We start from the raw sequence: 21,111 nt of genomic DNA, 5'->3' as shown, positions 1-21,111 counted from the left end.
TCGACCGGCATCAGCCGGGCGGCCACCCCGTCTTCGCGTAGGGTGATCGCGTCGTCACTCAGGTCCGATGTCGAGGGCGGCGCCGGAAGTCGGCGCCGTTTCGCTGTCTGGCTGCGGTTGCCGGCGACACGCCGAGTCTCGGGTTCGAGCATCGTCGGCCGGTGACGTCCCGGTACGCGCTGCCGAGCGCCTCGATCGCCCTGGTCAGGCCCGTGCGGTGCAGGGTCGCAAAACACACCACGACGCTGGCGGGCAGGTCGGTGCGGTCGAGGCGGTAGTACTGGCCGCCGTGCACCAGGACGGAGCGCGCCTCGGCGGCCCTGACCAGCGCCGTTTCGTCGCACCCGCCGGGTAGTTGCAGGTAGGCCTGCAGCCCGCTGTCCGCGCCGAGCGCCCGTGCGCCGGGCAGCGCGCGGAGCGCGTCGTCGTGGACCTGCTCCCGCCGCTGGCGCATCTCGTCACGCATGCGGCGCAGGTGCCGGTCGAACGCGCCGGTCTCGAGGAACCGCGCGAAGGCGAGCTGGTCCAGTCCCGACGACCCGAAGTCGCGGCTGGACCGGACGTACTCGAGCCGCTCCATCAGCGGGGCGGGAACCACCAGCCAGCCGAGCCGCAGCGTCGGCGCCAGGACCTTGCTCGCGCTGCCCGCGTAGACGACCCGGTCGGGGGCCAGGCTCTGCAGGGCAGGTCCCCGGCCGGTGGCGCTCACGTAGGCGCTCTCGAAGTCGTCCTCGATGATGAAGCCGTCGACGCGGTGAGCCCACTCGACCAGTGCGGCCCTGCGCGCGGCGGACAGCGGCACACCGGTCGGGAAATGGCAGGCCGGGGTGGTCACGACCGCCCGCGCGCCGGTGCGGTACAGCTCGTCGACGACGATCCCCTCGGCATCGACCGGTACGCCCACCGCGCGCAGCCCGGCGCGGGACATGAACGGGCGCTCGCCGGGGTGGCCCGGATCCTCGACCGCCACCGTCTCGTGGCCTGCCTCCCGCAGCACCGCACAGACCAGCGCGAGACCCTGGGCGAACCCGGCCGTCATCATGAGCCTGTCGGCGCGGGCCCGCACGCCGCGCACCCTGCTGAGGTAGGCGGCGACGGCCTCCCGCGCCGACGGAACTCCGGCCGGGGCGGTGTAACCGAGCTCGTGCGGGCCGGCCGCGCTGATCACGGCCGTCATGCAGCGCAGCCATTCCTGCCTCGGAAACGCGGAGGCGTCGCAGCCGCCGGTGCGCAGGTCCCACCGGGCGGCGGCACGCTGTGGTGCGGCGAGCACCGACTCCTGCCGCGGGCGCAGCGAGGGCGCGACCGAGGTACCGGAACCGCGCTGGGCGACCAGATACCCCTCCGCGATCAATTGCTCGTACGCCTCCACGACCACACTGCGGGACACCCCGAGGTCAATGCCGAGGCGTCGGCTGGACGGCAACCGGGTCGCCGGTTGCAACACGTCCTCTTCGATCAAACGCCGGATGGCGTCGCGGGCCTGCTGGGCGATCGGAATTCGTGATTCGCGGTCTATCGAAACCTCGAGGTGCCTGCTCAAGTGGTCTCTTCCCCCGTTGGTGAAGTGGTATGGCCGAGACGCACGCCGCGTTGATCTGATGGTCCTCAGCGAGCCGACGAGCGGTCTCGCATCAGCCTCCGAACACGGTAACTGGCCGACGCCAGTCCGTAACGAAGGCGTCAATGTGACGCTCGCTTCAATCGATTGGGAAAGGGACACCCCGTTGCGGCCGTAGACCCCCAGAAATGTCGATGACGGACGACCGACCGTCGCGTAATGAGGCCGGAAAACTGCTGCAAACGGCAACAGGAGCACGCTGCATGTCAAATCCGAAACGAAATACCCCATTGGCAGGGACAGTTCCCATCGCGGTGCACGCGATACCTCTCTCGCCCGTCAATCCACTCGCGCTCTACCGTGCGCTCGCCGCGGAGCGGGCCTCCGGCGACCTCTATCTGCTGGAGAGTCTCGACGGCCCGGACCAGGATCGCCACGGCGCGGTGGTCGGCTGGGGACGCCTCGCTGAGCTGCGGTTCGTCGGCCACCGCCTGGAGCTGCACGGTTCCGGTGCGCTCGTCGACGCGCTGGCCGCCGTCGCCGACGCGGTTCTCGGTGGCATCCTCGGCCGGTCGAACGGGGTGACGACCTGGCGCGTGGACACACCGGACCAGGTGTGGTCGACGGTGCGCGCGCTGACCGCGGCGCTCGCCGTCGACACCGACGTGCCGTCGAGCACGTTCGCCTTCGGCTTCCTGACGACGTTCGCGTACGAAGCGGCCTGGGACATGGACGACTTGCCGCCCAACCCGGCCGCGGACCAGGGCACCCGGATCACGCTCACGTTGTTCCGCGACACGGTCTGGTGGGATCTGGACACCGGCACCGTCCATCGGCTCGTCAGCTCGGGCCCGCTGCTGGAGCCGATGCCGATGTCCCCGCTGCCGGACGTGGTCGAGCCCGGGGAAACGCCGATCGCCCCGGCGCCGCGCTCCGTGCGCGACAGCGTCGACCAGGAAACGTTCCAGGCCCGCGTCAAGGAGTGCCTCGGCTACATCGAGATCGGCGACAGCTACCAGATCCAGATCGGCCACCGCATCGACGTGGCCACCGACCTCGTGCCGCTGGACGTCTACCGGCGTCTGCGCGAGCGCAGCCCTTCGCCGTACATGTACCTGCTGCCGTGGGGCGGTCAGACCGTGATCGGTGCGAGCCCCGAGCTGTTCGTGAAGGTGCAGGACGGTTCCCTGGTCATGCGGCCGATCGCCGGCACCGCGGCACGCGCGGCCGACCCGGAGCTCGACCGGGAGCGCGTGGCCGATCTGGTCGGCAGCGCCAAGGAACGAGCCGAGCACGTCATGCTGGTCGACCTGTGCCGCAACGACATCGGGCGGGTCTGCGTACCGGGCACGTTGAGCGTCGATTCGATGATGAAGGCCGAGCCGTTCGCCTACGTGCACCATCTGGTGTCGACGGTGTCGGGTCGGCTGGAGGCCGACGTCGACGTCTGGGACGTGGTGTGCGCGGCGTTCCCGGCCGGCACCATGACCGGTGCTCCGAAGCTGCGCGCCATGGAGATCATCCAGTCCATCGAGGACACGCCGCGCGGTCCCTATGCCGGGGCGCTCGGCCTGCTCGACCCCCGCGGGTTCGCGATCCTGGCCCTCTGCATCCGCACCGCGATGCACGACGGGCAGGTGTACCGCACCCAGGCGTCCGCCGGTGTGGTCGCCGACTCGACACCCGCCGGCGAGTGGCGCGAGACGCTGGCCAAGATGAGCGCGACGTACTGGGCGCTGACCGGAAGCGAACTGCTGCCGTGAGGGTCCTGCTGGTCGACGCCTACGACAGCTTCACCCACATCATCTACCAGTACCTCCGGACGCTCGGCGCGGAGACCGTCGTCGTGCGCTCCCGGACGCTGACCCCGGACGAGATGGCCGCGTTCGCCCCGGACGCCGTCCTGCTCGGTCCGGGGCCCGGCCACCCCGCCGGCTCCGGTCACGTGGAGCTGGTGCACCGCTTCGCCGGTGAGGTTCCGATCCTCGGCGTCTGCCTCGGTCACCAGGCGATCGGCCTGGCGTTCGGCGGCGTCACCGCGGTCGCCTCGCACCTGATGCACGGCAAGACCAGCGTCGTCGACCACGACGGTCAGGGGGTCTTCGCGGGCGCGCCCGCGCCGGTGACCGTCACCCGCTACCACTCGCTGATCCTCACCCACGCGATGCCGCCGGACCTGGAGGTCACCGCCGTTGCGCGCGACGACGGGTACGTCATGGGCGTGCGTCACCGCACGCTCGACGTCGAAGGGGTGCAGTTTCATCCCGAAAGCATCATGACCCAGGACGGAACGCGGCTGTTCGGGAACTTCCTGCGCCGCGCCGCCCGCCGCCCAGCGATCGCGCCAGCGCGGTGACCAGCCCCATCGGACCACAGCGCCAGCCCCATCGGACCACAGAGCGAGACCTCAAGGAGTCCCATGCCAGAGCCAACCGACCCCGCCCGAGTCACGATCGACGAGCGCGTGCTGGCGCTCGTGCCGCACTACGTGCTCGGACTGATCGCCGTGCCCGAGCTCGACGTGCCGCCCGGTGATCCGGCGGTGGAGGCGCTCCTCGCCGCCGCCGAAGACGCCGTGCAGGCCGAGGACCTGGACAAGGCGGGTGTCGCGGCGCGGGCCGGGATCGCGGGGTGGCGGGACGCGTACCGGGCCGTCGGGTTGAACCCGAACCGGTTCCCGTGCGCCGCCGAGTCGATCGCCAGGCGGGTGGCCAAGGGCGACCGGCTACCCCGGATCAACGCGCTGGTGGACCTGTGCAACGCGGTCTCGCTGAACACCGGCCTGCCGGTCGCGAGCTGCGACCTCGGCGACATCGTGGGGGACCTGGACGTGCGCCCGGCCGACGGCTCGGAGACGTTTCTTCCGCTCGGCCGGCCGGACGCCCCCGAGCACCCGGAACTCGGCGAGGTGATCTACGCGGACGCGCACGGGCGGGCCCACTCCCGGCGGTGGAACTGGCGGCAGGGCGACGTGATGGCCACCGGCACGGGCCCGCACCGGCTGCTGCTCACCGTCGAGGCCGCGGACCCGGTCGGCGCTGCGGAGGTGGACGCGGCGCTGGATCAGCTGAGCGACGCCCTGGTGGCGCTGGGCGTCCGGCAGCCGCACCGCTCGCGGCTCGACCGGGCCGCACCCACCGGCGCTCCGTTCGCCACCGGCACGCGGACCCCGGCGGGACCGTCGTGAAGCGCGCGGTCGTCATCGTCTACCGGCCGGCCGCCGGCCGCTACGCGGCCCAGTTCGCCAGCGTCGTCGAGGCCGCGGAGGAGTACGGCGTCGAGCCGATCGCGCTGATTCCGACCGGTTGGCCGGTCGCGGACGTCGGTGAGGTCCGCTGCTACCACGCCGATCTGGACGACGCGGACGACGTCCGCCGCGTGCTCGGCACGATCTGTGCCGAGCACCGGGTGATCCGGATCTTCCCGCTCTTCGAAGGCGACGTGCTCGCCGCCGGCCGGTGCCGTCGCGACCAGGACATCCCCGGGCTGGACCCGGAACAGTCGCTCACCTTCCGCGACAAGAACGTCATGCATCGGCGGGCGGAGGAACTCGGGATCCAGGTGGCGCGCTCGTGCCGTCCGGACACGCTCGGCGCGGTGCGGGAGTTCGCGGCGGCGACGGGGTACCCCCTCGTCCTCAAGCCGTACGCGGGCTGGGCCTGTGGCCGCACGTTCCGGGTCGACTCCGACGACGACCTGGCGCGGGTGTGGCCCGAGATCGCCGACGACCGCCACGACTACCGGGTCGAAGAGTACGTCGAGGGCGTCGAGTACCACGTGGACTCGCTGGTCAGCGACGGCGAGATCGTGTTCGAGCAACTGTCCCGCTACACGTACTCCGTCCTGCAGTTCCGGGACGAGCCGGGCGGGACGATCTCGCGCAAGTACGACCTGTCCGCGGGTGAACGACGCATCCTGTCCCAGAACGCCCAGCTGCTGCGGGGCTTCGGCATGCGCACCGGCGTCGCCCACGTCGAGTTCTTCCTGCGCGACGACGGCGCGGTGATCTTCGGTGAGGCCGCGGCCAGGGCGGGCGGTGGTTCGATCGTGCCCGCGATCCAGGCCGGGCACGGCCTCAACCTCGCCGGCGAGTGGTGCCGGCTGGAGCTGGACCCGGCGCACCGGCCGGTGGCGCGGAGCGGTCCCGAGATCGGCACCGAGTACCTCTCCTCGTCGCGCGTCGGCCGGATCACCGAGATCACGACCGCGGATCAGCTCAAGACCGTGGAATCGGTGCTCGACGCGGACGTCTGGAAACACGTCGGCGACGTGCTGGAACCGCCGACCGCCTCCAACGACGTGCTCGGCTGGTACGTCTGCTCCGGCCGCAGCTACGAGGACGTGCTGGCGCGGTTCAAGGTCGTCCGGGACGCGTTCGTGGTGCGGACCGCGTCGGAGCAGTGATGATCGGTCAGACCCGGCTGCGGGAGTTCGCAGCGCTGCCCAGGCCGTTGCGGGTCCTGGTGCTGGCCTGTTTCGTCAACCGGGCGGGCATGTTCGTCTTTCCGCTCCTCGCGGTGTATCTCACCGAGGCCAAGCACCTGAGCACGGGTCATGCCGGTGTGTTGATGTCGGTGGGCAGCACCGGCCTGCTGGTCGGCAGCCTGCTCAGCGGCCCGGCCTGTGACCGGGCCGGCCGACGCGCGGCGCTGCTCGTCAGCCTCGTGCTCAACGCGGCGGGGTACGCGGGCCTGGCGCTGGTCCGGGACACACCCTGGCAGTACGCGGCGTTTCTGTTCCTCGCGCTGGTCGGCATGGGGATGTTCGCGCCCGCGGCCAACACCCTCATCGCCGACCTGGCCGCGCCGGAGCAGCGGCCGTTCGCGTACACGGTCAGCTACATCGCCAACAACCTGGGCATGGGCATCGGCCCACTGCTCGGCGGCGTGGCTGCGGCGTACTCGTACGGGCTGATGTTCGCGGGCAACATCGCGCTCGGGCTCGTCTGCGCCGCGCTGATCATGGTCTGGGTGCCCCGCGACACGATCCGGCGATCGCGCCGGCCGGAGGGGCGGAGCAGGCCCGCCGGGTGGCGTGCGGATCTCGACGTGGCGGTCGTGGTCGTCGCGTCGCTGTGTTTCGTGGTCCCGTTGATCGGCATCGAGTACGCGCTGCCGCTGGCGGTCACGACCGTGCTGAACACGTCCGCGGCGATGATCGGACTCGTTTACACGATCAACAGCGTCGTCGTGGTGTCCGCGGGGCTGTTCATCGAACGGAAGATCAAGGCCTATCCGACGCGGGTCCTGCTCATCGTGGCGGGAGCGCTGTGGACCGCGGGCACCGCGGTGATGGCCTTCGCGTTCTCACTGCCCGCGCTCCTGCTGTCCACCGTGGTGTGGACGGTCGGCGAGATCATCGTCTCGGTGGTCGTCCCGACCTACATCGCCGACCAGATCGACGGTCGGCGGGTCAGCCGGTTCATGGCGCTCAACGGCTTCGTCCTGAGCTTCGCCCGGCTCGTCGTCCCGATGGGCTTCGGCCTGTTGTGGCAGGAGCAGGGCCATGCACCGGTGTTTCTCGCGCTGTTCCTCGTACCCGCGGTCGGCGTTCTCGCCTACGCGGTGCTGCCGGTGCGCCGCGCACCGGTGACCGAACCCGATCCGCAATTCGTCTGACCACCTACCTCTCGGAGAAGTGCTACCGATGTCCGTCACCCGATTTCTGCTGTCCGAGAACGACCTTCCGACGACCTGGTACAACGTCGTCCCCGACCTGCCCAAGGGCCTGCCGCCGATGCTGCACCCCGGCACCAGGGAGCCGATCACCCCGGCCGACCTCGAGCCGCTGTTCCCGCAAGCGCTGATCGAACAGGAGTTCTCCACCGAGCGGGACATCGACATCCCCGGCGCGGTCCTCGACGTCTACCGGCAGTGGCGGCCGAGCCCGCTCGTCCGTGCGCACCGCCTGGAGAAGGCCCTGCAGACGCCCGCCCGGATCTACTTCAAGTACGAGGGCGTGAGCCCGGCGGGGAGCCACAAGCCCAATACGGCGGTGCCGCAGGCCTACTACAACAAGCGGGAAGGCGTACAGAAGCTCACCACCGAGACCGGCGCCGGGCAGTGGGGGAGCTCCCTCGCGCTGGCCTGCTCGTACTTCGGTCTGGAGTGCGCCGTTTACATGGTTCGGGTCAGCTACGACCAGAAGCCGTACCGGCGGGCGCTGATGGAGACGTTCGGCGCCGGTGTCACGGCCAGCCCCAGCCCGCTGACCGAGGCCGGCCGCGCGGCCCTGGCCGCCGACCCGAACTCCACCGGCAGCCTCGGCTTGGCCATCTCCGAGGCGGTCGAGGCGGCGCTGAACAGCGGCGGCACCGCCAAGTACGCGCTCGGTTCGGTGCTCAACCTCGTCCTCATGCATCAGACGATCGTCGGCCAGGAGGCGCTCCGTCAGCTGGAGCTGGCCGACGACTACCCCGACGTGGTCATCGGCGCGGCCGGGGGCGGTTCCAACTTCGCGGGTCTGGCGCTGCCGTTCCTGCGCAGGCAGTTCGACGGCGAGCCGGCGGTCCGGCTGATCGCGGTCGAACCGGCGTCCTGCCCGTCGCTGACCCAGGGCACCTACGAGTACGACTTCGGTGACACCGCCGGAATGACGCCGCTGACGAAGATGCACACGCTCGGGCACGACTTCCGGCCGCCTGCCATCCACGCCGGTGGGCTGCGCTACCACGGCATGGCGCCGATCGTCAGCGCGCTCAAGGACATCGACCTGCTGGAGGCGCGGGCCGTGCCACAGCTGGCCTGCTTCGAGGCCGGTGTGCAGTTCGCCAGGGCCGAGGGCATCGTGCCGGCGCCGGAGTCGACCCACGCGGTGCGGGTGGCGATCGACGAAGCGTTGGAATGCCGGGCCGCGGGCCGTTCCCGGACCATCGTGTTCTCGCTGTCCGGCCACGGTCACTTCGACATGCAGGCGTACCTGGACTACTTCGCCGGAGAACTGACCGATTGACATGGGAAGCACGATCCTGGCCATCAACGGCTCGGAACGAGCCGGAGGAAACACCGACCTGGCGGTGGCACACGCCGGCCGCCTGATCACCGAACGCGGCGGCGAGCTGCGGACGATTTCGCTACGGGATCACCGCATCGCGCCGTGTAGCCCGTGCGGCAACTGCAACAGCAGGCCGGTGCCGTGCGAGATCAACGACGACATGCCGGCGCTGATCGAGCAGATGCGCGCGGCGGACGGCATCCTGTACGCCGCTCCGGTGCACGGCTTCGGGCTGGCGCACCTGATGCAGATCTTCATCGAACGCGCCGGGGTCGGTTACCTGCGCTTCGCCCGACCGCTGACGAACAAGGTCGGCGGCGTGATCGTCACCGGCCGCCGGTACAGCGACTCGTCAGCGCACAACCAGATCATCAACAACCTGCTGCTCAACCGCATGATCCTGGTCGGCAGCGGATTCCCGGTGCTGCTGCGCAACACGCAGAGCACGCCGGGTCTGAACGACGTCGAGGGCCTCGACGCTCTCGATCGCATGCTGCACCGGATGCTCGACATGATCCAGCTGCTGCAACGGCACCAGCGCATCGTCGACGGCCCCGTGCTGCCGCCGCACGACCTCAACGAGCGCATTCCTCGTCCGCGTCGCGGCGAGCCCGCATCTACCCGAGGAGACGGCAATGTCCAATGACGCCGCCACGCTGCCCGTCGGCATCGACTTCCCGAACGCCGACTGGGAGAAGTGGCACAAGCCAGGAGCCGACGGGCGCGTCAAGCTCGCGTTCGTCGGGGGTCAGCGGCTGCGGTTACTCGAACTGCCCGCCGGCTTCGACGAGCACGAGTGGTGCGTGCGCGGCCACACCGGTTACGTGCTGCGCGGCGAGTTCACCGTCCACTTCAGGGATCGGTCGGTGCCGTGCCGGCCCGGCATGGGATTTGTGATCCCTGACGACGAGGAGCACCGCTCGCAGGGCTCCAGCGACGAGCCCACGGTCGTGTTCGTCGTGGACCGGGTCGGCGCGCCGTGACCGCCGGTTCCGAAGAGCGGTCGGTCTCGTCCGAGGAGCGCTCGGCGGCGCAGGCCGAGATCGGCCGGATGCGTCACCGCATCGACGAGATCGACGAGCAGATCGTCGGCCTGCTGGCCGAGCGGACCGCCGCGGTGCGGATCCTCACCGAGCACAAGACCGATGAGGACGCCGTCCGCTCCACCGACCGCGTCCGGCAGGTACTGGCCCGGGTCGAGATGCTCGCCGAGCGGCACGACATGCCCCCGCAGATCGCCCGGGAGACGTACCGGTCGCTCATCGACCAGCTGACCACCATGCAGCTGGAGCGGTTGGCGCAGCGGCGGGGAACACCGGCGTGATCACCGACCTGCGCTCGGCGGTCGCGGCGCTGGAGACGACGCCCGGCGAGCTGGTGCGGGTCGACGACGAGCTGCCGGCCCGCTTCGGGGCGAGCGCGCACTACGCCCGGTGGGCCGGCACGCCGGCGCCGCCGCCCACCGGGCCGGGCCCCGCCGTGCTGTACGAACGGGTGCGCCCGGTCACCGGCCCGCCGTCACGGGTCCTGATGGGCCTCTACGGCACCCGCCGCCGGGCCGCCGCGCTGCTCGGCCTGCGCCCCGAGCAGGTGCCGTTCCGGCTGCGGGAAGCCGTGGCCACGCCGCTGGCCCCGGTGCCGGCCACGGATCCGGGCCGATGGCCGCGGGACGTCGTCGCCACGGATCTGTCGACGCTGCCGATTCCGGTGCTCACCGACGAGGACGCCGGGCCTTACCTCACGCTCGGCGCGGTGCTGGCCACCGACCCGGAGACCGGCGTGCGGAATCTATCGGTGCACCGCATGTGCGTGCGCGGCGCCGACCGCCTGACGATCTGGATGGTGCCCGGCCGCGACCTCGGGCTGGCGTACGAACGCTCGCTGCAGCGCGGTCAGCCGCTGCCGGTCGCCATCCACCTCGGTCTCTCTCCGGCGGTTCTGCTCTCCTCGTGCTGCCCCACCTCGCTGGTGCCCACGGACCTGGACGAGCTGGCCGTGGCCGGCGCGCTCGCCGGTGCGCCGGTCGAGTTGCTGCCCTGTCGCAGCGTCCCGGCGGAGTTCATCGCGGACGCCGAGTACGTGCTCGAGGGTGAGATCACCGCGGAGCTGGCCGCGGAGAACCCGGACGGCCCGGCGGCCACGCCCGAGTTCCTCGGCTACCAGGGGAACGCCCACCCGGGACTGCCGGTCGTGCGGGTCAGCGCGATCACGGCGCGGCCCGACCCGATCCTGCAGGCGGTGTCCGGCCCCGGGTACGAGCAGTCACATCTGCTCGGCTTCGGTATGGAGGCCGCGGTGCTGGCCGAGTTGGTTCGCCGGGACGCCCCCGTGCGCGCCGTGCACTGCCACACCGCGGGCGGGGGACAGCTGATGATCGTGGTGCAGTGGCAGGCCAAGCGGAACGCGGGCGACGACGAGGCGGTCCGCGCCGCGTCGATCGGTGTCCTGGAGACGTTCCGCATGGTCAAGCTGGTGATCGGCGTCGACGAGGACGTCGACGTCGAGTCGGAACAGGATCTGTGGTGGGCGATGGTGACCCGCCTGCAGGGCGATCGGGACGTCGTCGTGCTGCCTGACCGCGAGGGGTTTCCGCTCGATCCCTCGCAGCACCTGGTCTACACGACGACGATCTCGGCCAACGGGCGGACCGCGAAGACGCTGTTCGACTGCACGGTGCCGTACGGACAGCACGACCGTTTCCGCCGCCCACCCTTCACCGCGCCGTGACTGGTTCTACGGGGTGGTCGGGTGCGCCAGAGTGGTCGGCATGACGACGATCACCCGCCTGTACACCGACGAGCAGGGCCACGCTCGATTCGAGGACGTCGACGTGTCGTTTCTCCCGGAGAACCCGCCGCCGGACGTGATGGGCTTCTCGCAACCGTTGGCGGCCTCCAGCGTGCTGTTCGGGCTCGGGCCTGCGGGTGGGAGCCATCCGGAGCAGCCGGAGTCCCGGCGTCAGCTGATCATCGGCCTGTCCGGCTCAGCCGAGGTCACCGCGACGGGGGAGACCCGCACGTTCGGGCCGGGGGACGTGCTGCTGGCCGAGGACACCACGGGCGTGGGCCACTCCAGCCGCTCGACCGTAGGTTTTGTCGCCGCCGTCGTACTGCTGGAGCCGCCGGGTGTCTAGCCGGTCCCTCCACCAGGGGCGGGACGCCAGCGCGGCCAGCGCCGCGCCGGCCGCGTTGACCAGCACGTCATCCACGGAGGACACCCGGTCCAGCCGCAGGACGTATTGCGTGATCTCGACGAGGGTGGAGCAGCTCGCCCCGAGTGCCAGTATCCGCGGCACCGACGCCAGCGCCGCGAACCGCATCGGGACGAAGAACCCCAGTGCGGCGAAGATCAGCAGGTTGCCACCGATCCCGATCGGCCCCATCGTGGCCAGGTCCTGCAGCGGAACCAGGCTCACCCGGCCGGGGACGAGGCCGGCTCCCGGGCCGGGCATGAGCGTCAACCAGACGAACGGCACGGTCCCGTAGACCATGCCCACCTCGGCCAGCGACGTCCGCCAGTCCGAGGCGACGCGCAGGCGCGTGAGAGCCCACACCACCAGAGCAGCCGGTGGCAGCCCGACCAGCGTCATGAGCAGGACGCCGTTCTCGGTGTCGTAACAGCCGTGCCATCGACCGGCCAGGCAGGTCGGAGCGGACATCAGAAGCAACCGCCGCCCGGCGAACAGCACGGCGGCCAAGCCGAGGATCGCGAGGCTGACGAGCACGATCCGGGCGGTGCGGTGCGCGGTGCTGTGGTTCACCGCCCTATTGGAGACGCACGGCTGTACCGCTGGCGTATCAAATTTTCGATACGCCGGCGATAACTGCGTGAGGTCGACCCGCGGGGAGGCGCTGCACACTTTGTGCCCCTCTGACGGCACAAAATGTGCAGCGCTTCGCCACCCGGGGCGACCGGGCGCCATCCGGACCCGGGTTTTGGATAGGGCGACGATATGCGCCTGCTTCTACCGTTGAGGGCATGCGTGTGTTGATCGTCGAGGACGAGCCCTACATGGCGGAGGCGATCCGCGACGGATTGCGCCTGGAAGCGATCGCGGCGGACATCGCCGGCGACGGCGACACCGCTCTGCAACTGCTGAGCGTCAACGCCTACGACATCGCCGTCCTCGACCGCGACATCCCCGGGCCGTCCGGGGACGAGGTCGCCAGACGCATCGTGACCTCGGGCACCGGCATGCCGATCCTGATGCTCACCGCCGCGGACCGGCTCGACGACAAGGCTTCCGGATTCGGGCTCGGAGCCGACGACTACCTCACCAAGCCGTTCGAGCTGCGCGAACTCGTGCTCAGGCTCCGAGCGCTCGACCGCAGGCGCGTGCACAGCCGACCGCCGGTGCGGGAGATCGGAGGCTTGCGGCTGGATCCGTTCCGCCGCGAGGTCTACCGGGACGGCCGGTACGTCGCGCTCACCCGGAAGCAGTTCGCCGTGCTCGAGGTGCTCGTCGCCGCCGAAGGCGGTGTCATCAGCGCCGAGGAGCTACTGGAGCGGGCCTGGGACGAGAACGCCGACCCGTTCACCAACGCCGTGCGCATCACGGTCTCGGCGCTGCGCAAGCGGCTGGGCGAACCCTGGCTGATCGCGACGGTGCCCGGCGTCGGCTACCGCATCCATGCCGCATCCGGCGGCGGCTGCGAAGGAGGAGCGCGTGGATAGGGCGCCCGGGTTGAGCGTTCGCCTCAAACTCACGCTCAGTTACGCGGGCTTCCTCATGGTCGCAGGCGCGTTGCTTCTCGCCGTGGTGTGGGTGTTCCTGCTGCGGTACGTCCCCGAGGGGTGGCACGAGCCCCGGTTCGGAAACGCGCCGAGCCTGCCCAACCCGGATCGCTCGGATCTGGTGCGTGCCTTCGTCCCGAAGGCGACGCTCGCGATGGTGTTCCTGCTGATGTTCGGCCTGGTGGGAGGGTGGATTCTCGCCGGCGGCATGCTCGCGCCGCTGACTCGCATCACCAACGCCACCCGCCTGGCCGCGGACGGATCGCTCTCTCACCGGATCCAGCTGGAAGGCCGCGAAGACGAGTTCCGCGAACTCGCCGACGGTTTCGACACCATGCTCGCGCGGCTGGAAGCACAGGTCGTCGAACAGCAGAGGTTCGCCGCCAACGCCTCCCACGAGCTGCGCACCCCGCTGGCGATCACCCAGGCACTGCTCGACGTGGCTCGCACCGATCCGAGCAGCGTCACCGGCGGGCTCGTCGAACGCCTGCATTTTGTCAACGCCCGCGCGATCGACCTCACCGAAGCGTTGCTCCTGCTCAGCCGCGCGGACCAGCGCTCGTTCGTCCGCGAACCCGTCGATCTGTCCCTCCTCGCGGAGGAAGCCGTCGAAACGCTTCTTCCGCTCGCGGAGAAGCGCGGCCTCACGATCGAGACCTCCGGCGAGGTCGCCCCCACCGTCGGCTCTCACGCGCTCCTGCTGCAGTTGACGACGAACCTCGTGCACAACGCGATCGTCCACAACTGCCCGGAACGGGGCGCGGTGTGGATCACGACCAGCGCGCAGCCGAAGAACGTGGTGCTCACCGTCGAGAACACCGGTGAGCACCTCTCCCCGCAGTTGGTGGCCACGATCGTCGAGCCGTTTCAGCGCGCGACCGGACGGATACGCGACGGCCACGCGGGTGTCGGACTCGGCCTGGCCATCGTCAAGAGCATCACCCAGGCGCACGGTGGAACCCTCACGCTTACCCCTCGCCCCGAGGGCGGACTCCGCGTGACCGTGCAGCTCTCGATCTAGGCGCCCATCGCGTCGAACATGTCGTTGACCAAACGCACTACGTGATCGGAAAGTCGAAATACGTGTCCGGATATGGTTCGTCTCTGAGCGTGTAGTGCCACCACTCGACGTCATAGCGACAAAAACCGCTGTTCTCCATGACCGAGCAGAGGTACTGGCGGTTCCTCGCCTCGACCGGTGTGACTCCGGCGGCACCGTGGCGTGAGATCGGATCCATCAGGTCATGGCCACCGCCCATCGGAACCAGTTCGCCGGTGGCCAGGTGATAGAGCGTCAAGTCGACGGTGCTGCCCCGGCTGTGACCTGATTTGGTGGCGACGTATCCCTGTTCGAACATCTCCGGTTTGTCGATGTTGGGGTAGTGCCGCCGTTTCGTCCGGCCGTCCTCCGGCTGTTTCGACCAACACCAAAAACAATCCACGGCCCGTTGCGGACGATATCCGTCCCACAGAAGGAGCCCGAATCCCAGGGATGCGGCCTCTTCCCGCGCACGCGCCAGGGCCGCGCACAGAGCGCTCGTGCCGACTATCCGGTTCGCCAGATACCCGTCCACGGGCTTGCCGGTAAAGTTGTCCCAGGTGGCATATTTGGCGTCCCAGCGTATTCCGGGAACCATCTCGTCGACAAAGGTAAAGTCTTTGATCATTCGAGTTTTCCTGTCAGCGTCAACGAGGCGAGCCGGTCGATCACCTCGGCGAGCGGCAGCCCCGCGGCCGCCATCATCCGCGGGTAGCGGCTGTACGACGTGAGTCCCGGCAACGTGTTGACCTCGTTGAGGACCACCGCTCCGTCCTCTTTCAGGAACATGTCCACCCGCGATAGCCCTCGGCAGCCCAGCGCGCGATAGACGGTTTTCGCGGTCTCCTGGACGAGCGCGCGAAGGTCCGCCGAGATGTCAGCGGGAACGATCGGCGTCGAGTTGGTGGAACCACTCTCCGGGTCGTCTTCCTGGTGGATCCGGAAGAACCCGTGCGAGAGATGGATGCGATCCACCTCGCCCACGATCAGGTCCGAATCGTTTCCCAGGACCGCGCATCCGACCTCGCTGCCGACCACCGCCTCCTCGATCAGCACCTTCGAGTCGTACTTCCTCGCGGCCTCCAGCGCGCTCGGCAGTTCCGCTTTGTGTGACACCTTGCTCACGCCGAACGACGAGCCCGAACGCGCCGGCTTGACGTAGACGGGATAGCGGATCCGGTCGGGGTCAAGATCCTCGTTCGCCGTCACCGCCCAGAACGTCGGTGTGGTGATTCCCGCGTGTCCGGCGACGAGGTACGTGAGGGACTTGTCCATGCACAGGGCGGAACTCTGCACATCACAGCCGACGTAGGGGATGCCGGAGAGTTCCAGCAAGCCCTGGATCACACCGTCCTCGCCGAACGTGCCGTGCAGAACCGGTAACACGAGGTCCAGGCTGAGCACCTCGTAGCGTCCCTGTTCCAGCACGAGCAGCCCGAGCATGCTTCGGTCCGGCGACAACACGGCCGGACGGCTACCGTTCGTCTCCCAGTCCGTGCCGGGGCCATCGCAGAGCTTCCACGCGCCGCGGTCCGTGATCCCGATCCAGAACGGTTCGTATTTTGTGGTATCGAGGCTTCGTGCGACCTCTTGCGCGGACTTGACCGAGACGGGGTGTTCTTCGGACGCGCCCCCGAAAAGAATGCCGACCTTCAACCTATCCACGCCGCGTACCGCCTTCGAAGTTCACACAGTTGAGGAGGCTGTTTTCGACCATGTCGTTGAGCGCGCGATCCGTGTAGTAAGCGGTGTGCGGGCTGATCAGCACGTTCGGCAGCTTCTGCAGACGTAACAGCGGCTCGCTCGGAACGGATGCGTTCCGGTGGTCGGCGGAGAAGATGCCCTCTTCGCCTTCGAGGACATCCAGCGCCGCGCCACCCAGCCGGCCGCTCTCCAGTGCCGGAATCAGAGCCTCGGTGTCGATCAGTGAACCGCGCCCGGTGTTGATCACGAACGCGCCCAGTTTCAGCTGCCCGATGCGCTGACGATTCAGGAGGTGGTGCGTACGCGCGTCGAGCGGGGTGTGGAGCGTGACGACGTCGCAGAGGCGCACCAATTCGTCCAGCGGAACGTAGTCGGCAGCGATCCTCGGGTCGCTGTCGTGGGCGAGTATCCGGCAGCCGAACCCGCGCAGCCTGTGGATGACTGCCGTGCCGATGCGCCCTGTTCCCACTACTCCGACGGTCAGGTCGCGCAGTTCGTGCCCCGGCGTATCGCTCAGCCGGTAATCATGATCGTCGGTACGGCGGACGGTGGATCGTGCGTCGCGCACCGCCATCAGGATGAGCATCAGCGTGTAGTCGGCAACGCTGTCCGGCGAGTAGACGACGTTCTCGACGGTGAGGCCGATGCTCTCCGCGTAACCCGTATCGATGTGGTCGTAGCCGATACTTCGGGTGGAAACGTACTCGACGCCGGCATCGCGCAGCGCGCCGAGAGTGGCGTTGGTGATCCGAGTCCTGTGGTCGACGCTGATGCACCGATTGCCGAGAGCCAAATCGATGTTGACGGCAGAAACCGGCGTCGCGGTGATGGTCGGCGCTACGCCCAAGCGAGGCGCCCACTGCCGGAACAAAGCCGCGTCGCCCTGCCCGCATCCGTACACCGTCACTCCCATTGTCGGGAGCGTGGAGGACGACACCGGCGATCGGGGGCGACCGGCCGCAGTTCGTGTTGGTCCGCTGAAGGTCATGCCCTCAGTCAAGGAATTGTGGCGTTGCCGTCCCGTATCTGGTTTTTGATACGCCGACAATAGGCCGAGCACGCCGACGTACGCGTGCTCGGCCCGGTGAACCGTGGCTGACTACCAGGGCATCACGCCGTGGCGGTCGCGGAACGTGCCGGTCGGGCCGTCGGGGCCGATCGTCGCCAGGGCCACGATCGCGTCGGTGCCCTCTTCGACGGTCTGCGGGCCGCTGTGGTTGTTGAAGTCGGTCGCGGTGTAACCGGGGTCGACGGCGTTGAACAAGACCTCCGGCACCCCCTTGGCGTACTGGGTGGTCAGCATCGTGACGGCCGCCTTCGACGACGCGTAGAGCGGCATCGCGATCCCCGACTCGATCCGCTCCGGGTCGTGCGTGACGCCGAACGAACCGAGGCCGCTGCTGACGTTGACGACGACCGGCGCCGCGGAGTTCTTCAGCAGCGGCAGGAACGCGTGGGTGACCCGGACGATGCCGATCACGTTCGTGTCGTAGACCGCGGCGGCGTGCTCGGCGGTGATCTCCGCCGCCGGTGCGAACGTGCCGGGGATTCCGGCGTTGTTGACCAGCACGTCGAGGTGGCCCTCGTGGGCGGCCACGTCCGCGGCCGCCGCAGCGACCGATGCGCCGTCCGTGACGTCGATCTGAACAAAGCGGGCGCCGAGCGCCTCGGCAGCAGCCCGTCCGCGCTCCGGGTCGCGAGCACCGACGAGGACCGTGTGGCCGAGGCCGATCAGACGGCGGGCGGTTTCGTATCCGAGGCTCTTGTTGGCTCCGGTGATGAACGTGATCGTCATGGCCCCACCGTGCGCCGCGGTGGCGTGCCCTACCAGGGAGCTCTCGACGGTAGGACCAGCAGTACCAGGGTGTTCTCCGCGGCGCGAGGAATCATGGAGGCATGGCACACGACACGCTCGGCGCGACGCTCCGAACCTGGCGCGATCGGCTCTCCCCGGCCGACGCCGGGCTCCGGGTCGCCAGCAAGCGCCGGACACCCGGGCTGCGCCGCGAGGAGCTGGCGAACCTGGCCGGGCTCTCGGTCGACTACGTGGTGCGCCTCGAGCAGGGCCGTGCCACCACGCCGTCGGCGCAGGTCCTGGCCGCGCTCGCGCGAGCGCTGCAGCTGGACTCCTGCGAGCGCGACCACCTGTATCTGCTGGCCGGGCTACAGCCGCCGGCCGCCGGGCTGGTGTCCGACCACGTCCCGCCCGGCGTGCAGCGAATTCTCACCCGGCTCGGCGAGATCCCGCTCGGCGTGTTCGCCGCGGATTGGCGGCTGATCCGCTGGAGCCCGCTCTGGGCCGCGCTGGTGGGTGACCCGGAAAGCGTCGCGCCCGCCGACCGGAACCTGGTCCGGGCCCGGTTCGGCCTGGCGACGGAAACCGTGCTGTCCCGCTGGCCGGTCCTCTCCGAGCTGGGTCCGGAGGTGCTCGACACGGCGGTGGTGTCCGACCTGCGGTCGGCTGAGGCCCGCTATCCGGACGATCCGCGAGTCACCGATTTGATCGCCGAGGCGCAGGCGGGCAGCGAGCGGTTCGCGCGGCTCTGGGCGTCGGGCGCGGTCGGCGTCCACATCGCAGACCGGAAGACGATCGCACATCCGGTCGTCGGGCCGGTGCGCGTGGACTGCGACGTGCTGACCGTGCCCTGCGCGGACCTGCGGATCGTCACGTACACCGCCCCGGCCGGGTCCGAGGACGCGGAGAAGCTCGACTTCCTCCGGGTGACCGCGCCCCTCGCGGCGGGCTAGCGCGGCACACGGGTGACTCGCCGGGAGTCCGCGCTCAGGACCCGGTGAGCGTCTAGCCTGGGTCAACGGGGTGCCGACCCCTACCGGCGAAGGAGCCGTATGTCAGCGTTTCATCCTGATCTGAAGGCCGGACGTTTCATCCCCCGCTTCTCGGTGGGGCCGCGCTCGGTCGCCCTGATCAACCGGATCCCGATGAAATCGGGGCCGCTACCGGACGACGTGGCCGTACAGGACGTGCAGGTACCGGGACCGCCGGGGGCTCCCGCGGTGCCGGTCCGGGTCTACCGGCCGCGGGCGGTCACCGGCGTCATGCCCGCGCTGATCTGGATCCACGGCGGCGGGATGGTCGGCGGGAGCCGAATCCAGGACGAGACGACGAACGTCGCGTTCGCGCGCGTGCTCGGCATCACGGTCGTGTCGGTGGAGTACCGTCTCGCCCCGCAGCACCCGGCGCCCGCGGCGGTCGAGGACGCCTACGCGGTGCTGTCGTGGTTGGCCGCCGAAGCGGTCGAACGCCGGATAGACCCGGGCCGGATCGCGATCGGTGGTGCCAGCGCAGGCGGCGGGATCACGGCCTCGCTCGCCCAGCTCGCGCACGACCGGGGTGAGATCCGACCGGCGTTCCAGCTGCTCGTGTACCCGATGCTGGACGACCGCACGGTCCTCCGGACGGACCTGGACACCACCAACGTCCGCGTGTGGACACCGGGAAGCAACCGCTACGGGTGGACCGCGTACCTCGGTGGCCAGGCACCGGGCGACCCCGGCGTCCCGCCGTACGCGGTCCCGGCGCGCCGTGAAGACCTCACCGGGCTACCGCCGGCGTGGATCGGTGTGGGCGACCTCGACCTGTTCCACGACGAAGACGTCGAGTACGCCGAGCGTCTCCGCCGCAGCGGCGTGGACTGCGAGCTCCTCATCGTCGACGGCGCGTTCCACGGCTTCGACGCGCTGTTCCGCCGGAAGGACGTGTCGAAGGAGTTCTGGCGGGCGCAGGCCCGTGCGCTGCGCGCCGCGCTGTTCCCGGCGGCACCGGCGGACGAGTCCTAGGTCTTCCGAGCGCAATCCGCCTGGACGGGACGACCGGCGAAACGGTCGGCGAGGAACGCCAGCGCGTCGACCGAGCCGATCGCCCCGGTCACGTGCTCGGCCACGAACGGCCGCCAGACGACCTGAGCCCCGAGGCCGCACCAGGCCCGGTGCAGCGCGACGGCCTGCGTGAACGGCAGGACCTGGTCGACCACCCCGTGCCAGAGGAACACCGGCGCGCCGGGCGCCTGCCGGCCGAGCGAGTTCTGCGCCAGCCGCCGCTGCCAGACCGCCGTGGTCAGCGGATCCGTCGTGACCAGCTGGCGCAGCTGCGTGAACGCGTACGGGGTCAGGCCGTCCGGCGTGCAACTCGTTCGGAGTGCGGTGATCACTTTCTTCCCGTACGGGCTGAGGTACGAGTCGAGTCGCAGGTCCGGATAGGACGCGTTCAGCCCGATCGCGGCGTACCCGAGCAGGGCGGCGGCCAGCGTCCCGTCCAGCGAACGCGCGATCACGTACAGGTCGGCCGGCACTCCACCGGCGGCGACGCCGACCACCGAAAGCTCAGGCGCATACCTGGGTTGTAACTGTGCTGCCCAGGCTGCGGCTCCGCCGCCTTCCGAATATCCGTAAAAACCCACTGCTGCGGACGCGGTGAGCCCGGCGGCCGGGAGGCGCTGCGCCGCCCGGACGGCGTCGATCAGGGAGCGACCGGTCGACTGGCCGACCACGTAGGTGTGATCGCCGGGCGTCCCGAGGCCTTCGTAGTCGGTCACCGCCACCGCCCACCCCCGCCGGAGCATCGCGTCGAGGTAGAACTCGGTGAACAGCAGCCCCTTGGCCAGCGACTTCGACGCCGCGCACTGGTCGCCCATGCCCAGCGTCCCCGGCGCGACGCCGACGATGGGCACCGTCGCGGGGTCGCGCCCGAGCGGGACGAGGATCGTGCCCGTGACGGCGTTCGGAGCGCCGGCGGCGTTCCGCGAGAGGTACATGACGAGGTAGCCACGGGCCGGCGGAGCGCTTGCCCCGAGTTGTTTCGGGGCGAGCGGCCGGAACCGGATGACGTCACCCGGGCGGCCGGCCGGGAGCGGCGAGGGCGGGGTGTAGAACGCGTCGCCGTCCGGGCCGAGTGCCGGGGCGACCGTCGTTCCGGCGCCCCTGGCGGCCTGCGCCGCAGGCGGAACGCCGACCGCGAGCACGACGACGAGCGCGAGAAGTAACCGAGTGGTGAACGAACGTCGCATTCGTCCCCACCTCCCAATGGCGCGCCAATGAGGGTGGATTGAGATTGCGCTTATTC

General features: G+C 69.8%; 21 protein-coding genes. 14 read left to right on the top strand and 7 right to left on the bottom strand.

The window, feature by feature from the left end:
* Positions 1-58: 58 nt before the first annotated feature.
* Positions 59-1,543 carry a MocR-like pyridoxine biosynthesis transcription factor PdxR gene (gene pdxR, locus BUB75_RS11240; protein WP_073255513.1) on the bottom strand — a complete coding sequence of 495 codons (1,485 nt, stop codon included), beginning with the start codon at positions 1,541-1,543 and terminating at the stop codon, positions 59-61.
* 281 nt (positions 1,544-1,824) lie between these two features.
* On the opposite strand from pdxR, the gene BUB75_RS11235 reads away from it, so the two are divergent.
* From BUB75_RS11235 to BUB75_RS11190, 10 genes are all read left to right on the top strand, one after another.
* Positions 1,825-3,324 (top strand): anthranilate synthase component I family protein, encoded by a 1,500-nt coding sequence (locus BUB75_RS11235; protein ID WP_073255510.1) that lies wholly within the window; start codon positions 1,825-1,827, stop codon positions 3,322-3,324.
* Positions 3,321-3,917 carry an anthranilate synthase component II gene (locus BUB75_RS11230; protein ID WP_073255507.1) on the top strand — a complete coding sequence of 199 codons (597 nt, stop codon included), beginning with the start codon at positions 3,321-3,323 and terminating at the stop codon, positions 3,915-3,917. Before BUB75_RS11235 ends, BUB75_RS11230 begins: the two co-directional genes overlap by 4 nt.
* A 63-nt stretch (positions 3,918-3,980) precedes the next feature.
* Complete coding sequence (locus BUB75_RS11225) at positions 3,981-4,748, top strand: B3/B4 domain-containing protein (RefSeq protein WP_073255504.1); 768 nt, start codon at positions 3,981-3,983, stop codon at positions 4,746-4,748.
* Positions 4,745-5,965: an ATP-grasp domain-containing protein gene (locus BUB75_RS11220; protein WP_073255502.1), complete on the top strand. Its 1,221-nt coding sequence runs from the start codon at positions 4,745-4,747 to the stop codon at positions 5,963-5,965. The genes BUB75_RS11225 and BUB75_RS11220 overlap by 4 nt, the downstream gene beginning before the upstream one ends.
* Positions 5,965-7,179, top strand: coding sequence for an MFS transporter (locus tag BUB75_RS11215; protein WP_073255500.1), 1,215 nt, complete (start codon positions 5,965-5,967; stop codon positions 7,177-7,179). The genes BUB75_RS11220 and BUB75_RS11215 overlap by 1 nt, the downstream gene beginning before the upstream one ends.
* Positions 7,180-7,207: 28 nt before the next feature.
* On the top strand, positions 7,208-8,512 hold the full coding sequence (locus BUB75_RS11210) for a TrpB-like pyridoxal phosphate-dependent enzyme (protein WP_073255497.1): 1,305 nt from the start codon (positions 7,208-7,210) through the stop codon (positions 8,510-8,512).
* Between the two features lies 1 nt (position 8,513).
* Positions 8,514-9,200: a flavodoxin family protein gene (locus BUB75_RS11205; RefSeq protein WP_073255495.1), complete on the top strand. Its 687-nt coding sequence runs from the start codon at positions 8,514-8,516 to the stop codon at positions 9,198-9,200.
* Complete coding sequence (locus tag BUB75_RS11200) at positions 9,190-9,537, top strand: cupin domain-containing protein (RefSeq protein WP_073255492.1); 348 nt, start codon at positions 9,190-9,192, stop codon at positions 9,535-9,537. Before BUB75_RS11205 ends, BUB75_RS11200 begins: the two co-directional genes overlap by 11 nt.
* Positions 9,534-9,878, top strand: a complete 345-nt coding sequence (locus BUB75_RS11195; protein ID WP_218617432.1) for a chorismate mutase — start codon at positions 9,534-9,536, stop codon at positions 9,876-9,878. Before BUB75_RS11200 ends, BUB75_RS11195 begins: the two co-directional genes overlap by 4 nt.
* Positions 9,875-11,281: a UbiD family decarboxylase gene (locus BUB75_RS11190; protein WP_073255489.1), complete on the top strand. Its 1,407-nt coding sequence runs from the start codon at positions 9,875-9,877 to the stop codon at positions 11,279-11,281. Before BUB75_RS11195 ends, BUB75_RS11190 begins: the two co-directional genes overlap by 4 nt.
* Positions 11,282-11,537: 256 nt before the next feature.
* Here the strand turns inward: BUB75_RS11190 and BUB75_RS11180 are convergent, their stop codons facing one another.
* Complete coding sequence (locus tag BUB75_RS11180) at positions 11,538-12,314, bottom strand: VanZ family protein (protein ID WP_084740830.1); 777 nt, start codon at positions 12,312-12,314, stop codon at positions 11,538-11,540.
* 218 nt (positions 12,315-12,532) lie between these two features.
* On the opposite strand from BUB75_RS11180, the gene BUB75_RS11175 reads away from it, so the two are divergent.
* Positions 12,533-13,228 (top strand): response regulator transcription factor, encoded by a 696-nt coding sequence (locus BUB75_RS11175; RefSeq protein ID WP_073255486.1) that lies wholly within the window; start codon positions 12,533-12,535, stop codon positions 13,226-13,228.
* Positions 13,221-14,309 (top strand): sensor histidine kinase, encoded by a 1,089-nt coding sequence (locus BUB75_RS11170; RefSeq protein WP_073257079.1) that lies wholly within the window; start codon positions 13,221-13,223, stop codon positions 14,307-14,309. The genes BUB75_RS11175 and BUB75_RS11170 overlap by 8 nt, the downstream gene beginning before the upstream one ends.
* Positions 14,310-14,346: 37 nt before the next feature.
* Here the strand turns inward: BUB75_RS11170 and vanX are convergent, their stop codons facing one another.
* The 4 genes from vanX to BUB75_RS11150 form a co-directional block, all read right to left on the bottom strand.
* Complete coding sequence (vanX, locus tag BUB75_RS11165) at positions 14,347-14,955, bottom strand: D-Ala-D-Ala dipeptidase VanX (RefSeq protein ID WP_073255483.1); 609 nt, start codon at positions 14,953-14,955, stop codon at positions 14,347-14,349.
* Positions 14,952-15,992: a D-alanine--(R)-lactate ligase gene (vanA, locus tag BUB75_RS11160; protein WP_073255480.1), complete on the bottom strand. Its 1,041-nt coding sequence runs from the start codon at positions 15,990-15,992 to the stop codon at positions 14,952-14,954. The genes vanX and vanA overlap by 4 nt, the downstream gene beginning before the upstream one ends.
* The gene (locus BUB75_RS11155) at positions 15,985-17,019 is read right to left on the bottom strand and encodes an NAD(P)-dependent oxidoreductase (RefSeq protein ID WP_084740826.1); all 1,035 of its coding nucleotides are present in this window, start codon (positions 17,017-17,019) and stop codon (positions 15,985-15,987) included. The genes vanA and BUB75_RS11155 overlap by 8 nt, the downstream gene beginning before the upstream one ends.
* Before the next feature lie 111 nt (positions 17,020-17,130).
* Positions 17,131-17,826 carry an SDR family NAD(P)-dependent oxidoreductase gene (locus tag BUB75_RS11150; protein WP_073255475.1) on the bottom strand — a complete coding sequence of 232 codons (696 nt, stop codon included), beginning with the start codon at positions 17,824-17,826 and terminating at the stop codon, positions 17,131-17,133.
* A gap of 101 nt (positions 17,827-17,927) precedes the next feature.
* Here BUB75_RS11150 and BUB75_RS11145 point away from each other — a divergent pair, with 101 nt between their 5' ends.
* Both BUB75_RS11145 and BUB75_RS11140 read left to right on the top strand, forming a co-directional pair.
* Entirely contained in the window at positions 17,928-18,779 is an 852-nt protein-coding gene (locus BUB75_RS11145; protein WP_073255473.1) for a helix-turn-helix domain-containing protein, read from the top strand.
* A 99-nt stretch (positions 18,780-18,878) separates the two neighbouring features.
* Positions 18,879-19,829: an alpha/beta hydrolase gene (locus BUB75_RS11140; protein ID WP_073255471.1), complete on the top strand. Its 951-nt coding sequence runs from the start codon at positions 18,879-18,881 to the stop codon at positions 19,827-19,829.
* On the opposite strand, the gene BUB75_RS11135 is transcribed toward BUB75_RS11140, so the two are convergent.
* Positions 19,826-21,055, bottom strand: coding sequence for a lipase family protein (locus BUB75_RS11135; protein ID WP_073255469.1), 1,230 nt, complete (start codon positions 21,053-21,055; stop codon positions 19,826-19,828). The genes BUB75_RS11140 and BUB75_RS11135 overlap by 4 nt on opposite strands.
* Between the last annotated feature and the right edge of the window lie 56 nt (positions 21,056-21,111).

The sequence above is a fragment of the Cryptosporangium aurantiacum genome, from assembly GCF_900143005.1.
Taxonomy (GTDB): Bacteria; Actinomycetota; Actinomycetes; order Mycobacteriales; family Cryptosporangiaceae; genus Cryptosporangium; species Cryptosporangium aurantiacum.
This window is presented reverse-complemented; position numbering and strand designations above follow the sequence as displayed.

Bases quoted from the DNA above. Each gene is read 5' to 3' on its own strand.
- BUB75_RS11235 (WP_073255510.1), top strand. From the start codon at position 1,825: ATGTCAAATCCGAAACGAAATACCCCATTGGCAGGGACAGTTCCCATC.
- BUB75_RS11225 (WP_073255504.1), top strand. From the start codon at position 3,981: ATGCCAGAGCCAACCGACCCCGCCCGAGTCACGATCGACGAGCGCGTG.
- BUB75_RS11215 (WP_073255500.1), top strand. From the start codon at position 5,965: ATGATCGGTCAGACCCGGCTGCGGGAGTTCGCAGCGCTGCCCAGGCCG.
- BUB75_RS11210 (WP_073255497.1), top strand. From the start codon at position 7,208: ATGTCCGTCACCCGATTTCTGCTGTCCGAGAACGACCTTCCGACGACC.
- BUB75_RS11205 (WP_073255495.1), top strand. From the start codon at position 8,514: ATGGGAAGCACGATCCTGGCCATCAACGGCTCGGAACGAGCCGGAGGA.
- BUB75_RS11200 (WP_073255492.1), top strand. From the start codon at position 9,190: ATGTCCAATGACGCCGCCACGCTGCCCGTCGGCATCGACTTCCCGAAC.
- BUB75_RS11175 (WP_073255486.1), top strand. From the start codon at position 12,533: ATGCGTGTGTTGATCGTCGAGGACGAGCCCTACATGGCGGAGGCGATC.
- vanX (WP_073255483.1), bottom strand. From the start codon at position 14,955: ATGATCAAAGACTTTACCTTTGTCGACGAGATGGTTCCCGGAATACGC.
- BUB75_RS11155 (WP_084740826.1), bottom strand. From the start codon at position 17,019: ATGACCTTCAGCGGACCAACACGAACTGCGGCCGGTCGCCCCCGATCG.
- BUB75_RS11150 (WP_073255475.1), bottom strand. From the start codon at position 17,826: ATGACGATCACGTTCATCACCGGAGCCAACAAGAGCCTCGGATACGAA.
- BUB75_RS11145 (WP_073255473.1), top strand. From the start codon at position 17,928: ATGGCACACGACACGCTCGGCGCGACGCTCCGAACCTGGCGCGATCGG.
- BUB75_RS11140 (WP_073255471.1), top strand. From the start codon at position 18,879: ATGTCAGCGTTTCATCCTGATCTGAAGGCCGGACGTTTCATCCCCCGC.
- BUB75_RS11135 (WP_073255469.1), bottom strand. From the start codon at position 21,055: ATGCGACGTTCGTTCACCACTCGGTTACTTCTCGCGCTCGTCGTCGTG.